General features: G+C 33.5%; 15 protein-coding genes and 1 tRNA gene. 3 read left to right on the forward strand and 13 right to left on the reverse strand.

Going from position 1 to position 15182, the window contains the following annotated elements; all coding sequences use genetic code 11:
* Positions 1–8 precede the first annotated feature (8 nt).
* The 4 genes from AX016_RS01570 to AX016_RS01585 form a co-directional block, all read right to left on the reverse strand.
* Positions 9–746 carry a MotA/TolQ/ExbB proton channel family protein gene (locus AX016_RS01570; RefSeq protein ID WP_100893931.1) on the reverse strand — a complete coding sequence of 246 codons (738 nt, stop codon included), beginning with the start codon at positions 744–746 and terminating at the stop codon, positions 9–11.
* Between the two features lie 81 nt (positions 747–827).
* Positions 828–915: transfer RNA gene (locus AX016_RS01575), tRNA-Ser, on the reverse strand.
* Positions 916–982: 67 nt separating this feature from the next.
* On the reverse strand, positions 983–2011 hold the full coding sequence (locus AX016_RS01580; protein ID WP_100893932.1) for an asparaginase: 1029 nt from the start codon (positions 2009–2011) through the stop codon (positions 983–985).
* Between the two features lie 13 nt (positions 2012–2024).
* Positions 2025–2792: a TatD family hydrolase gene (locus AX016_RS01585; protein ID WP_100893933.1), complete on the reverse strand. Its 768-nt coding sequence runs from the start codon at positions 2790–2792 to the stop codon at positions 2025–2027.
* Between the two features lie 108 nt (positions 2793–2900).
* Here AX016_RS01585 and AX016_RS01590 point away from each other — a divergent pair, with 108 nt between their 5' ends.
* Positions 2901–3341 (forward strand): retropepsin-like aspartic protease family protein, encoded by a 441-nt coding sequence (locus AX016_RS01590; RefSeq protein WP_100893934.1) that lies wholly within the window; start codon positions 2901–2903, stop codon positions 3339–3341.
* Between the two features lie 90 nt (positions 3342–3431).
* Positions 3432–4775, forward strand: coding sequence for a cytochrome-c peroxidase (locus AX016_RS01595; protein ID WP_100893935.1), 1344 nt, complete (start codon positions 3432–3434; stop codon positions 4773–4775).
* A gap of 69 nt (positions 4776–4844) precedes the next feature.
* Here AX016_RS01595 and odhB read toward each other — a convergent pair whose 3' ends face one another.
* Positions 4845–6065 carry a 2-oxoglutarate dehydrogenase complex dihydrolipoyllysine-residue succinyltransferase gene (gene odhB / locus AX016_RS01600; RefSeq protein WP_100893936.1) on the reverse strand — a complete coding sequence of 407 codons (1221 nt, stop codon included), beginning with the start codon at positions 6063–6065 and terminating at the stop codon, positions 4845–4847.
* 27 nt (positions 6066–6092) lie between these two features.
* Positions 6093–8861, reverse strand: coding sequence for a 2-oxoglutarate dehydrogenase E1 component (locus tag AX016_RS01605; protein ID WP_100893937.1), 2769 nt, complete (start codon positions 8859–8861; stop codon positions 6093–6095).
* Between the two features lie 101 nt (positions 8862–8962).
* Here AX016_RS01605 and AX016_RS01610 point away from each other — a divergent pair, with 101 nt between their 5' ends.
* A complete protein-coding gene (locus tag AX016_RS01610) occupies positions 8963–9499 on the forward strand; it encodes an alpha-ketoglutarate decarboxylase (RefSeq protein ID WP_100893938.1) in 537 nt (178 codons plus the stop codon).
* Here AX016_RS01610 and AX016_RS01615 read toward each other — a convergent pair.
* The 7 genes from AX016_RS01615 to ruvC are packed head-to-tail and all read right to left on the reverse strand — an operon-like array spanning position 9496 to position 15178.
* The gene (locus tag AX016_RS01615) at positions 9496–11268 is read right to left on the reverse strand and encodes a MutS-related protein (protein WP_100893939.1); all 1773 of its coding nucleotides are present in this window, start codon (positions 11266–11268) and stop codon (positions 9496–9498) included. The two genes, AX016_RS01610 and AX016_RS01615, sit on opposite strands and share 4 nt — an antisense overlap.
* 46 nt (positions 11269–11314) lie before the next feature.
* Positions 11315–11677 (reverse strand): MmcQ/YjbR family DNA-binding protein, encoded by a 363-nt coding sequence (locus tag AX016_RS01620; RefSeq protein WP_100893940.1) that lies wholly within the window; start codon positions 11675–11677, stop codon positions 11315–11317.
* An 11-nt stretch (positions 11678–11688) separates the two neighbouring features.
* Positions 11689–12024, reverse strand: a complete 336-nt coding sequence (locus tag AX016_RS01625) for a Dabb family protein (RefSeq protein ID WP_100893941.1) — start codon at positions 12022–12024, stop codon at positions 11689–11691.
* 11 nt (positions 12025–12035) lie between these two features.
* Entirely contained in the window at positions 12036–12674 is a 639-nt protein-coding gene (locus AX016_RS01630; RefSeq protein ID WP_100893942.1) for a DUF4230 domain-containing protein, read from the reverse strand.
* 43 nt (positions 12675–12717) lie between these two features.
* Complete coding sequence (locus tag AX016_RS01635; RefSeq protein WP_100893943.1) at positions 12718–13467, reverse strand: cyclase family protein; 750 nt, start codon at positions 13465–13467, stop codon at positions 12718–12720.
* A gap of 21 nt (positions 13468–13488) precedes the next feature.
* Positions 13489–14619 carry a radical SAM family heme chaperone HemW gene (hemW, locus tag AX016_RS01640; protein ID WP_100893944.1) on the reverse strand — a complete coding sequence of 377 codons (1131 nt, stop codon included), beginning with the start codon at positions 14617–14619 and terminating at the stop codon, positions 13489–13491.
* A gap of 4 nt (positions 14620–14623) precedes the next feature.
* Complete coding sequence (gene ruvC / locus AX016_RS01645) at positions 14624–15178, reverse strand: crossover junction endodeoxyribonuclease RuvC (RefSeq protein ID WP_100893945.1); 555 nt, start codon at positions 15176–15178, stop codon at positions 14624–14626.
* Positions 15179–15182: the final 4 nt, after the last annotated feature.

Consider the following 15182-nt stretch of genomic DNA (forward strand, 5'->3'; position numbering starts at 1 on the left):
GGTCCGACTTATTTTTTGTGATCTACCAACATATCAATCAATGAGATTGATGAATCCTCCATATCATTTACAATACTATCAATTTTAGCAATGATGTAGTTGTAAAAAATTTGAAGAATAATGGCAGTAACAAGACCAAATACAGTTGTTAATAATGCAACCTGAATATCACCTGCAATTAAAGATGCACTTAAGTTACCAACTGCTGCAATCTTTTGGAAGGCCTGGATCATACCAATTACCGTACCCATGAAACCAAGCATTGGCGCAATAGCGATAAATAAAGACAACCAAGAAACGTTTTTCTCTAACTGTCCCATTTGTACACCACCGTAAGCAACAACAGCTTTCTCAGCAGATTCTACGCTTTCACCAGCTCTATCTAAACCTTGGTAAAAAATAGATGCTACAGGTCCTTTTGTGTTTCTACATACTTCTTTAGCTGCTTCTACACCACCAGATGCTAATGCGTCTTCAACTCTTTGCTTTAATTTAGCAGTGTTTGTGCTTGCCATATTTAAATAGATAATTCTTTCAATTGCCACTGCAAGACCAAGAATTAAACATAAAAGTACAATACCCATAAAAGCAGGTCCACCAGTAATAAATTGTTCTTTTAAAACTTGAACAAAACCTTTTGGCGCTTCTTTCTCCGCTGCATCTTGTAATAATGTAGCTGCATTTACTGTATTTGTACTAAAAACAAACAACCCAGCTACAGCTAGGATAGATGATAATCTTTTCATTTTCGAAACTTAATTTAGTTAGTTAATAGGGTTAAAGATAAAAAAAAAATGTTATAATAAAATTAAACGCAAACTTATCTGCAGAGAGGAAGGGATTCGAACCCTCGATACACTTTTGATGTATACACACTTTCCAGGCGTGCGCCTTCGACCACTCGGCCACCTCTCTCTTTATAAGTTTAACGGCGTCCAAATAACAAAAAAAATATTAGTTAAAGAAATATAATATGTTATTTTTATTGCAATTCTCCACGCAAAGGAGTTTCAAAAAGTGTTTTAAATAGCTTTGGAGACACTCCTGTTCCTAATAAATACATTAACTTAGTTACAGCCGCCTCTGTTGTAATATCCTTACCATTAATAATTTGCAAGCTTTGTAATTCCTCACTAGTTTCATACTGACCCAGCAAAACACTACCTCCAGAGCACTGCGTAACATTAACGATATACAATCCTTTTTTTATTGCATTTTTTAAGTCATCTAACAGCCATTTCTCTGTTGGAGCATTTCCTGCACCATAAGTCTCTAAAACCAATCCTTTCAAATCAGGAATATTTAACACACTTTTAAGTACATTTTTATTTAAACCAGGGAATAATTTTAAAATAGCAACATTGTCATCTAAGTTTTTATGCACTTTTAATGCTTTTTGATGCTTCTTTTTCCTTAAATACTCTTTGTTCACTTTTAAATGCACTCCAGATTCTGCCAATTCTGGGTAATTTAAAGATGCAAAGGCTTCAAAATGCTCTGCATTTATTTTTGTTGTTCTATTACCTCTATACAATTTATACTCAAAATACAAGCAAACCTCCTGTATTACTGCCTTATTATTTTTTTGTAATGCAGCCACCTGTATAGATGTAATTAAATTTTCTTTAGCATCTGTACGCAAATCTCCAATTGGCAATTGAGAACCTGTTAATATTACAGGCTTACTTAAGTGCTCTAACATATAACTTAATGCAGAAGCAGTGTAACTCATAGTATCGCTACCATGCAAAATTACAAAACCATCAAAGGCCTCATAGTTCTCTTCAATAATTGTTGCAATTTTTACCCAGTGCGTAGTATTCATATTAGACGAATCTATAGGCTCATCAAAAGAAACACTATCCACAGAACAGTCTAACTGTTTTAATTCCGGTATACTTTTCATTAGATTATTAAAATTAAAAGCCTTTAGTGCTCCTGTTTTATAATCCTTAACCATACCAATTGTACCACCAGTATATACCAATAATATTTTTGTAGTATCTGCCATCTTACCTATCACTTTAAACACCAAAAACGTCTATAGAATTTTTAGTAGTTATCTCTGCTATTTCCTTTACATCCTTATTATATATGTCTGCTAATTTTTCAGCAACATTAATAAGGTATGCACTTTCATTTCTTTTTCCTCTAAATGGTGTAGGAGCCAAATAAGGGGCATCTGTTTCTAAAACAATGTGCTTAAGATTAATTTCATTTAAAAACTTATCAATTTTGCCATTTTTAAAAGTCACCACTCCACCAATACCTAATTTCATATTATAAGATATTGCTAGTCTTGCTTGTTCTAATGTCCCTGTAAAACAATGAAAAATACCATATAAATCATCGCCTTTTTCTTCTTCCAAAATTTCAAAAACTTCATCAAAAGCATCTCTACAATGAATAACTATAGGCAACTTGTACTTTTTTGCTAATTGTATTTGATGTTTAAAAGCGTATTGCTGCTCTTTTAAAAACGTTTTATCCCAAAATAAATCTATTCCAATTTCCCCAACGGCATAAAACTTACGTTGCGCCAGCATTTCTTCAATATGCAACAACTCTACATGGTAGTTTTCTTTTACATGCGTTGGATGCAAGCCCATCATTAAAAAAACATTATCAGGATAAGCATCTTCCAGTGACAACATAGATGCTGTATATGTAGAATCTATTGCAGGAATAAAAAATCGTTCCACGCCTTTATCAATTGCATTTTGTATTGCTTCTCCCCTATCCTCATTAAAAGCTTCACTATATAAATGTGTATGTGTATCTGTAAATATCATACCGCAAAAATAGAATTATCTAGTAGATTTTATTGTTTTTAGGTTGATATAGTTTGTTTTTACTTTCTCTTTTAAAGATTGATATATATTTGCACAAAAATTAAATACATGTCTAGTTTAAAAAAATTCTTGCTTCATAAAGATTACACTAAAATTAATTTAACACTTACACCTACTAATCATTTTGAAATAAAAGCAAAAATAAATAATGTTTCAGGCAGATTTATTTTAGACACAGGAGCATCTAACACCTGCATAGGCATAGATAAAATTGAAAACTTTAAACTAACACCTGAAGATTCTGAAATAAAAGCTGCTGGTGCTGGCGCAACAGAAATGGACACTCAGATTTCAACTAAAAACACCATAAAAATTGGGGATTGGAAATATAAAAAATTAAAAATTGTTTTGTTTGATTTGGTACACGTTAACCAAGCCCTTATTAACCACAACGCATTACCTGTAGACGGTATTATAGGAGCAGATATATTAAAAAAGACTAAAGCAATTATTGACTACAATAAAAAATGTGTTTATTTTAAGTTATAATTAACACTTACCTTATATATACGTATTGTACCGATTTTTTAATGATAGTTTTTAGCAAACTTTCAATTTTGCCTATCAAATATCCTAATCATGTCAATATCAAAAATAAATACATACTGCTTACTAGTAGTTGGCATTTTATTTACAAGTAGTTGTTCTAATGACGATGACAACTACCAAAAAGCAGAAACTAGTGTTTTAGAAGACAAAATAACCTCTCTTTACGGATCTTTAGAAGCTTTACAATTACCTGCAGAAACCAACTTAAGCAAAATACCGAGCGACCCAAAAAATCCGCTTACAGTAGAAAAAGTTGCTTTAGGTAAATTTCTTTTTCACGAAACAGGATTAGCACTAAACCCTAAAAAAGAAATTGGAGCTAATACATATTCTTGTGCTAGTTGCCACCATGCTGCTGCAGGTTTTCAAAGCGGAAACTTACAAGGCATTGGCGAAGGCGGTTTTGGTTATGGGTCTAAAGGAGAAACAAGACATATGTCTATAGACTACCTAGAAGAAGATCTAGATGTACAACCTATAAAATCTCCTAGTATTTTAAACACTGCCTACCAAAAAGTAATGTTATGGAATGGTCAGTTTGGAGGAACAGGCGAAAATGCCGGAACCGAAAGCAACTGGACAGTAGACACCCCTAAAGAAAGAAATAACCTTGGTTTTGAAGGTATTGAAATACAAGCAATAGCCGGCTTAGGTGTTCACAGACTACTTATAGACACAGATTTTTTAAACAATAATGGTTACAAAAGCTTATTTGATGCTGCTTTTCCTAATGTACCCGAAGAAAATAGATATTCTACAATAAATGCTGGTTTAGCAATTGCCGCTTACGAAAGAACAGTGCTTGCAAACCAAGCTCCTTTTCAGGAGTTTTTAAAAGGAAATGAAGTAGCCTTATCTCCTAAAGAAATAAATGGAGCTAATTTATTCTTTGGAAAAGCTGAATGTTTTAAATGCCACTCTGGCCCAGGGTTAAACAAAACAGGTTTTTATGCATTAGGAATGAATGATTTAGACCCTAACAGCTCTCATATTATTATTGATGAAACTACAAAAAAAGGCAGAGGCGGATTTACCGGTAAGGAAGAGGATAATTACAAATTTAAAATTCCATCTTTATACAATTTAAAAGACGCAACAAACTTTGGTCACGGCGGAAGTTTTACTTCTATTAAAGACGTAATAGAATACAAAAACAAGGCTGTAGCAGAAAACAACAATGTACCTCAAAATCAATTAGCTTCAGATTTTGTTCCACTAAACTTAACAGAAGAAGAAATTAATGACTTAACAGCTTTTGTAGAAAATGCATTATACGACACTAATTTAAGCAGATACACACCAGAAAGTTTACCTTCTGGCAATTGCTTCCCCAATGCAGACAGCGAATCTAAAACAGATATGAATTGCAACTAGCAAAGCAATTCTCATAAAAAAAGGGCTAAAGTTAAAACTTCAGCCCTTTTTTATATCTATTAATTAAGATTACATTTCTAATGCTTTCTTAACATCATTGTTCATTAATAACTCTTCTGGGTTTTCTAGTGCTTCTTTAACCGCAACTAAGAAACCTACAGATTCTTTACCATCAATAATTCTATGATCATAAGATAAAGCTACATACATAATAGGAGCAATAACCACTTCACCATTTTTAGCAATTGGTCGCTCTACTATATTGTGCATTCCTAAAATAGCACTCTGCGGAGGGTTAATAATTGGTGTAGATAACATAGAACCAAAAACACCACCATTTGTAATGGTAAATGTTCCGCCTGTCATTTCATCTACAGTAATTTCACCTTCACGAGCTCTAATAGCCAAACGCTTTACCTCTGACTCAACTCCTCTAAAAGTTAAGTTTTCTGCATTTCTAATTACAGGAACCATTAACCCTTTTGGGCCAGATACTGCAATACTAATATCTGCAAAATCGTAAGAAATCATCTCCTTACCATCTATCATTGCATTTACAGAAGGATACATTTCTAATGCACGGACAACCGCCTTAGTAAAGAAAGACATAAAACCTAAACCAACACCGTGCTTAGCTCTAAAGTCATCTTTATACTGACTACGTAACGCAAAAATAGGAGACATATCTACCTCGTTAAATGTAGTAAGCATTGCTGTTTCATTTTTAGCTGAAACCAAACGCTCTGCTACTTTACGACGTAACATTGACAACTTAGAACGAGTTTCGCCACGGTTACCACCAGTAGTTGGTGTTCCCATAGACGGTACTGCTTTTACAGCATCATCTTTAGTAACTCTACCATCTTTACCTGTACCCTTTACAGCAGATGCCTCTATTCCTTTTTCACTTAATATTTTCTTTGCTGCAGGAGACGCTGTTCCTGTTGCATATGTTTTTGCTGCTTCTGCAGGCTTAGGAGCGGCAGCTTTTGGAGCAGCTTCTTCTTTTTTCTCTTCTTTAGCAGGTGCTTCTGCACCACCTTCTGGTTTTGCTGCAGATGTATCTATTAAACAAACAACGGCACCTACTGCAACAGCATCACCCTCTTCTGCTTTTAATGTAATTATTCCGCTTTCCTCTGCAGGAAGCTCCAAAGTAGCTTTATCAGAATCTACTTCTGCAATAGCTTGATCTTTCTCTACATAATCTCCGTCTTGCACTAGCCATTCCGCTATTTCTACTTCGGTTATCGATTCTCCCGGTGAAGGGACTTTCATTTCTAAAATCATCCTACTTTATTTGATGTGTTATTGTGTTTATCTTTTTGTCATATTGTCTTTGCTTTTATCAAAGACATAATCTATTACTTGTTGGTGTCTACGTTTAGAACGTACTGCACTACCAGCTGCAGGCGAAGCATAAAAACGTCTAGATGCAACCCTAAGCTTATTAGCGTTAGCAAAATGCATCATTATATGACTCCAAGCCCCCATATTTCTAGGTTCTTCTTGTGCCCATACAACATCATCTGCATTTGTATACTTAGCAATAATCTCGTTCATTTTTTCTGCCGGTAACGGGAACAGCTGCTCCACTCTTACCAAAGCAACATCATCTCTATCTTGAGCTTCCTTTTCTGCCAATAAATCATAATAAAACTTACCAGTACAAAAAACTAGAGACTTAACTTTACTAACATTTACAGTAGTATCATCTATAACTTCTTGGAAAGTTCCGGTTGCAAGTTCCTCTACGGTAGAAACTGCTTTTGGATGCCTTAACAAACTCTTAGGTGTAAATATAATTAAAGGTTTTCTAAAATTAACCTTCATTTGTCTACGTAAAATATGAAACATTTGTGCTGGCGTAGAAACATCTGCAATAAACATATTATCTCTAGCACACAATTGCAAATACCTTTCCATACGTGCCGATGAATGCTCTGCACCTTGACCTTCATAACCGTGTGGCAATAACATTACCAAACCGTTTTGAAGTTTCCACTTATCTTCTGCTGCAGATATATATTGATCTAACATAATTTGAGCACCATTACTAAAGTCTCCAAATTGTGCTTCCCAAACTGTAAGTGTTTTTGGACTAGCCATAGCGTAACCATAATCAAACCCAACCACACCATATTCTGATAATAGTGAATTGTATATTTGAAAATTAGCTTGCTCTTTAGATAAGTGATTTAATAAGATAATCTCTTCTTCACTTTCTTCGACTTTCATAACCGCATGACGGTGAGAAAAAGTACCTCTTTCTACATCTTGCCCAGACATACGAACACCAAAACCTTCTTGCAACAATGTACCGTAAGCCAGAAGCTCACCCATTGCCCAGTCTAACTTATCAGTCTCAAAGAACATTTTTTTACGATCTTTTACCAACTTTTCAACCTTACGCAAGAACTTTTTATCACCAGGCAATTCTGTTATTACCTTAGCAATTTCTGTTAATTTGTCTTTATCAAAAGTAGTATCAACAGATTTCATCATCTCCCATTCTCTGACAGAGTCAAAACCTTTCCACTCATCAGCCATAAAAGGCGTAATGATTGTTTTATCTTCTTTTCTAGAATCCTCTAACTCCTCCTCTAAAGAAGCCTTGTATTCTTTTTCTAATTCCTTAACAAAACCTTTTTCTATGACACCTTCTGATAACAAACGCTCTGCGTAAATATCTCTAGAGTTATCATGTTTAGATATTGCTTTGTATAATTTAGGCTGTGTAAAACGAGGTTCATCACCTTCATTATGCCCGTACTTTCTATATCCTAATAAATCTATAAATACATCTCTATTAAAACGCATTCTGTACTCCAATGCAAATAAAGAAGCGTGTACTACAGCCTCTGCATCATCTGCATTTACATGTAGCACAGGACTTAAAGTTACTTTAGCAACATCTGTACAATATGTAGACGACCTAGCATCTAAATAATTAGTAGTAAAACCAATTTGGTTATTTACAACAATGTGTATAGTACCATTTGTTTTATACCCGTCTAGGTTTGCCATTTGCACTACTTCATACACCAAACCTTGACCCGCAATAGCAGCATCCCCGTGCACAACAATTGGTAATACTTTTGAAAAATCTTCTGGAAAATGAGCATCTTGCTTAGCCCTTGCAATACCTTCTACTACCGCACCTACAGTCTCTAAGTGAGATGGATTTGGCGCAATATTCATTTTTATTTTATTTCCATTACTAGCCTTACGCTCAGATGTCCATCCTAAGTGATATTTAACATCTCCATCAAAAATTTCTTGCTCGTAATCCTTACCATCAAACTCACTAAATATATCTTTAGCTGCCTTACCAAAAATATTGGTAAGCACATTAAGTCTACCACGGTGAGCCATACCCATTACAAACTGCTCTACTCCCATTTCTGCAGCACGTTCTACAACAGCATCTAAAGCAGGAATTAAAGACTCATTACCCTCTACAGAAAAACGTTTTTGACCTACATATTTTGTATGCAAAAAACTCTCAAAAGAAACAGCTTGATTTAACTTTTTAAGAATATGCTTTTTTCTATCAGCACTAAACCTAGGGTGATTATCATTTACGTTTAACCAGTTCTGAATCCACTCTACTCTCTCTGGTTTACGGATATACATATACTCTACACCAATAGCATCACAATAAATACTTTTTAAGTGTTTTATAATCTCATCAAGAGATACAGCACCAATACCCAGGATTTCTCCTGCCGTAAACACTGTACTTAAGTCCTCATTAGACAATCCAAAATTGTCTAACTCTAATGTTGGTGTGTATTTTCTTCTTTCGCGAACTGGGTTTGTTTTAGTGAACAAGTGTCCTCTAGATCTGTACCCATCTATTAACTTAATTACTTTAAATTCTTTCTGTAAAGACTGTGGCATTGCAGCTTCTATTGCCGGTCCGTTTTCAGAAAACTCTTCTTGTGCTGTTTCTTGACCAAAGTCAAAACCTTGAAAAAAGGCACGCCAACTTGGCTCTACACTGTCAGGGCTAATTAAGTATTTATCATATAAAGTCGCAAAAAATGATGTATGCGCTGCGTTTAAAAACGAATATTTATCCATTGAAATTCTTCTCTGTCTTGTGAACAAAATTTATTCAAAAATACAACTTTTAGCTTTTATAAGCATATCTTAGTGCTTAATAATGAAAAAAAATAACAAGAATGAGAAAAAATAAGCATTTCCTTTCAAAATTATTGATTTTAAGTATCTTGATAACAACTTTTACTGCAAATAAAGCATTTAGTCAAGTTAGCACTACTGATTCTGACTTTTGGAAAAACGTACATTTTGGTGGCGGACTAGGTCTTAGTTTCGGGAACGATACTTTTAATGCCAGTGTTTCTCCTAGTGCAATTTACCAGGTTAACCAGCAATTTGCAATTGGCACCGGTTTAAACTTCAACTACTCTAAGTTTGGAGACAACACACTAACAGCATACGGAGCAAGTGCATTAACGTTATTTAACGTGATACCTGCCATACAATTATCTGCAGAGTTTGAACAACTGCGTGTTAACCGTAATTTTAGTTTTGATGGGGCTAACATTTCAGACAACTACTGGAGTCCTGCACTATTTTTAGGCTTAGGATACTCTAGCCAAAATGTTACTTTTGGTTTGCGTTATGATGTGTTGTATGATGACGAAAAAAGTATTTATACAGATGCTCTAATGCCTTTTATAAGGATTTATTTCTAATCTACTATTTGCATTTTTTTAAGTAAGAACGATGCATTCATATTTTTACAAATACCGTCTTTAAACTTATAATCAAAATGCAGTTCATTATCTATAATTTCTGCATCAAAATAATGATTTTTAACCCCTGGCAACTCATCCGCAGCCTTACACAAACTAAGATCGTGAGTAGCTATAATTCCGGTAGATTGTGATGCTACCAACTTCTCTACAAATTTACGAGAACCAATAGCTTTATCTGTACTATTTGTTCCTTTTAAAATTTCATCTAAAACAATAAAATAGCGATCGTTTTGTATTTCATCAACAATAAATTTTAATCGTTTCAACTCAGAAAAAAAGTACGACTCATCATCTGTTAATGAGTCTGTTGTACGCATACTTGTAATTAATTTTATAGGAGAATATTCCGCTGCCGCACCACATATTGGCAAACCCATATTAGCCATAACAATTTGTAATGAAACTGTACGCAAAAACGTACTTTTACCAGCCATATTAGCACCAGTTACTATAAAAAACTCTGCATTATTTATATCTATATCGTTTTTAACACTTTTAGTAGGATCTAGCAATGGATGTGCTGCGTTTTTAACCAATAACACTTTACCGTTATTATTAATATTTGGATACACATAATTTGCATTATTATAAGCAAAATTACCCAAGCTATTATACGCATCAAAAAAAGCAATAACGTTAAACCACTCTTCTACAGAAGACCCGTATGCTTTTATCCATTGTTCTATCTTATAAGATTGATGAATATCCCATAATAAAAAACCGTTACCCAAAAAGCCAAAAATCATATTATTACGTTGATCTAAAGCTCCTAAAATCCTTGAAAACTCGTGTAAAACAGCAGAAGTTTTTTTACTGTTTTTTACAATAAGCTCTCTTTTTTCTTTTAGTAGATTAGACGTAAACTCAACATTTTCTATCTCTACAATTAGTTTTTGATACTGCTGAAAAGTACTTTGAATTTTACCCATATCTGCAGCCAACTTACTTACTTTTTTAAAATAAGTACCCGTAATTAACAAGCCCATAAAAAACCAACCCGCTATTAAAAAACCAGATATAAAACCCAAAAAATACAAAACAAAAAGCGCAACACTTACTACAGTAAATACTGTTGGAACAAACTTCATAAACACAGGAACAAAAGCTGTATGTTTTTGCATCCACGCCACAATAGTTTTATAAGACACCTCAGCTTTTACAAGCGTTGCAATAGCTGCAAATTCTTGCCTCCATTTAGGCTTAGAAGCCAATTCTTTAACCGCTTCTTGCTTGGCCTCTATATCATCAATATTATTAGCCGTAAACTGTTTAGCCAACTCCTCACTACCTTGCTCCAAAGCTGTTCTATTGCTAAATTGATAAAAAGATCCTTTACCAAACAAATCTATATCTTGACTATAAAAATGAAGTGGATCTGCAAACTCTTCTCCATCCGGAAGATTATGAAACTTACGATGCAAAACATCTATCTCTATCTCGTTAATCTTAATAAGAGCTAAAAATTTATGATAACCGTATTGTAAGTCTGAATGCCTAGAAACTAAAAAAACAAAACCAATTATAGCTCCTAAAATAACAGCCATAATAGCTTTAGAATTACCCATAAAAAAGTAAATACCAAAACCTGCTAATAAAAAAACAGCCAACCTAAGTAAGCTAGAAACTAACAATTTAGATTTTACTTTTGAGGACTCCTCTTTATATGTAGTGATATTTTGAGTATAAAATTCGATAAGCTCTTTCATAACTATTGTAGTAGGGTAAAAATTTTAGAATTAGTAAAGATATTTGTTATTCTTCTAATTTTTCTAATTCTGCTTGTTGTTTTTTGGTAAGTTTAGATACTACCAGGTCATAGGAATGATCTATTAATTCTTTTAACACTACAGGAGAAACACGCTCTATTTCTATTGTATTCCAATGCTTTTTATTCATATGAAAACCAGGAATAATAACTTCGTCATACTCTTCACGCAATACCACAGCACGTTCTGGATTACACTTTAAGTTTACCTGAGGAGGTAATCTCTCTAAAGAAGTCAAGGCAAACATTTTTCCCATAACCTTAAAAACCAAAGTGCGCTCATCAAAAGGAAACTCTTCTGTAATTCCTTTTTTAGTTAAACAATACGCCCTAAAGTCCTCTATGTTCATATACCCAAAACTTAAATTGTTGTAGAATCATACACAACAACCTTATCCCACAAATGAGCAGACTCCTCTATAAAAGTTAAGTGAGCCTCTTCATCTTGGTATTTTTGTTGATTTTCTACCGATGTAAAAGACACTAATAAACTAAAAGTAAAACTACCATCTACAACATCTCTTGTTGCATTTGGTGCCACCCCAATAAAATTAGTGTTTGCATATTTTGAAGCATCTAAAAACTTACGTAAAGACGTTTTAAATACTTTTTTATCATCTTCACTATTTGGATTTTTTAACCAAAAATATACGTTATGCACAAATGTTGGCTCAAAATTATTACTATCAACCTTCATAAATATTTTATTTACTTATTTATCTCTTTTTCTATATGCTTAACCTCTTGCTTGTTTTCTATTTTTAAAGCAGAATAATCTAAAGACCAACCAATAGTTTGCACTATTGTCTCTATCAAAAGAATAGCTTCTATAGCTTCTTTACGCGCAGTATCCATCAATCCGCTCACAGGTATTTTGTGTAAAATATGTTCTTTAGCTTCCTTATTAACATTAGTTAAATCTTCAGGTGAAAACGAGTTAAATAATCCGTTTTTAATATCATAAAACTGAAGCTCTGGAGAAACAGACAACACTTCTGGTTCTGGAAAATTTGTAAGCACAATTTTCTTTTTTACATCATCTGCATTTAAAAGAATCTTTTTTAAGTCGTACCCAATTTGAACCTTAGCATTAATAATTACTAATGCCTTTTTTTTACTACTCACCAAGCTCATAAAATGCTCCTTGGTATTATGGTACTGATACACCTCTGCAAAATCTCCTTCTACAGAAATTAACTTGCAAACCCTTTTTATCTTTTCTAATAAAACAGTGGACTGTGTATGCGTAACTTCTTTTGTTTTTTTAGTTCTAAAAAAAGAGTACACCCAATACATAAGTATAGCACCCAAAATTAACCCTAAAAAAACCTCTATTAAACTATCCATTTTTTATTTTAAGTATTACTAAAAAGTACTTTGCAACATTGTACTACTCTTCAATTTTATACAAAACTGGCCTACTAGGGCTTGCATCATTCTCAAAAGGAGCTACTTGCAAATTTAAAAAATATGTACCATCCTCTATAGTATTAGCAACATATATAAATTCTGTTATAGTAGCATTCTCCCTAATTTTACCACTAAAGTTCCAAAAAGCCCTGTGCGAAACCAATAGTCCATTATCTTTTTCCTTGTCTACAGAAGGCAAATCTATAAGTAAATGCTCTACTCCTTTTTCCTTTAAAAACGCAGCTCCTTCTTCTAACATATAAGGCGGGTTTGTATTAGAGTACTGCGCGTTAATTTTATCTGACAAATTAGGAATTGTACGTATTACAACTGCCTCTCGCTTTTTTTTACCCAAAGCATATTGCAATTGCTTTTTAGAAATTACAAAATCGTCTCCCATTTTTTCTGGAGCTATAGTAATAACCTCTGCTAAAAAGAAAAATTGTTTTAATTTTTGATTTACAGACATAAATTTTTCTGTAATATGACCCGCACATTCTGTATGCGTACCGTGCGCATGCGGATTAAAACTTATATTTTTAAAGTTTACAGATGAACCCTCGCTTACCAAACCAACAAAATCACCATCTGTATGTGGCTCTATAACTGGCGCACCAACATACCAAGCGTTTACATTAGACTCATTACCTTTTAAGGGCATACTAATATCTAACGCATCATTTAAATTTATTGAATATTTTTTTGTTCTTACCGTAATAACTGCCTTCATAAATCTCTTTCTGTATTAATTTTATAAGTTAACAATAAATAAATCTGCTGCTATACCATCACTTAAAAATTTACCTTTTGCTGTTACTAAAAGCGTATTGTTTTTAAGTTGCAACAAACCTTTTTCAATTTTTTTATTTGCTTCTTTTTCTAAATAAACCACATATTTTAACCCAAAATCTTCCTCTACCTTTTGCAGAGAAACTCCCCAAATCGTTCGCAAACCGGTCATAACATACTCATTATACCTATCTACAACAGACAATTCTTCTACTTCTTTAGGCAAATCATTTAAAGCAATGGCTTTAATATATTTAGGATTATTACTCACATTCCAACTTCTACTTTCCCCATTAAAAGAATGTGCAGACGGGCCAACACCTAAATATTTTTTACCCAACCAATATGCAGTATTATTTTTAGAAAAATAGTCTGGTTTTCCAAAGTTAGAAAACTCATAATTTACAAAACCCTCTTTAGCCAATTCTTTTACCAATATTTTATGGTGCTCTTGGGCAACACTATCTTTAACTGGTGCTATTTCTCCCTTTTTTATAAATTTCTCCAAGGCTGTTTTAGGCTCTACCGTTAGCGCATAACTAGAGATATGTGGCAAACCAAAAGACAGAGCTTTATCTATATTTTGCTTCCACTTATTATTACTCATCCCAGGAATACCGTAAATTAAATCTATAGTAATATTAGAAAAATGCCTTGTCGCTTCAATTATACAATCTTCTGCTTCGTTAGCATTATGCGCCCTATTCATCAGTTTTAAATCATCTTCAAAAAAAGACTGCACTCCAATACTAAGTCTATTTACCTTAGAAGCTGCTAATTGTTCAATTTTTAAGGTTGATAAATCATCCGGATTAGCCTCTAAAGTTATCTCTGGATTACCAATAACATTGTAATTAGCATAAACTGTTTTTATAAGTTGATTTATTTCTTCTGTATCTAAAACAGACGGTGTACCTCCACCAAAATAAATAGTCTCTACGTTAGTATTTGCAAACTCGCTTTTGCGTAAAATAAGTTCTTTAGAAATTGCCTGAAGCATTTCCTCCTTTTTACCCATTGTGGTAGAAAAATGAAAATCACAATAATGGCAAGCTTGTTTACAAAAAGGAATATGAATATAAATACCAGCCATTTTGTTATTTTTTTACTCTGCTTTGGTTTTGCTTCACAAAAGAATCCCAACCAGAATAACTTTTACCAGTATCTATTTTATTGCTATTGTAATAATGACAAACCGCAGCTGCCAAACCATCTGTAGCATCTAAATTTTTAGGTAATTCTTTTAATCCCAACATATTTTGCAACATACCAGCCACTTGCTCTTTACTAGCATTACCATTACCTGTTATTGCCATTTTTATTTTTTTGGGCATATACTCTGTTACCGTTAATTGCCTAGACAAACCTGCCGCCATAGCAACTCCTTGTGCGCGACCCAACTTTAGCATTGACTGTACATTTTTACCATAAAACGGAGCCTCTAAAGCCATTTCATCTGGGTGATACGTATCAATAAGCTCTATGGTACGCTCAAAAATAAGTTTTAATTTAGTGTACGGATCCTTATATTTTTGCAATAAAAGCTCATTCATTTGCAAAAATTCCATTTTTTTTCCTACCACTTTTATGATGCCAAAACCCATAATTGTAGTTCCAGGATCTACTCCTAAAATAATTCTCTCTTTAGACACTAAT

The organism is Cellulophaga sp. RHA19 (assembly GCF_002813425.1).
GTDB lineage: Bacteria > Bacteroidota > Bacteroidia > Flavobacteriales > Flavobacteriaceae > Cellulophaga.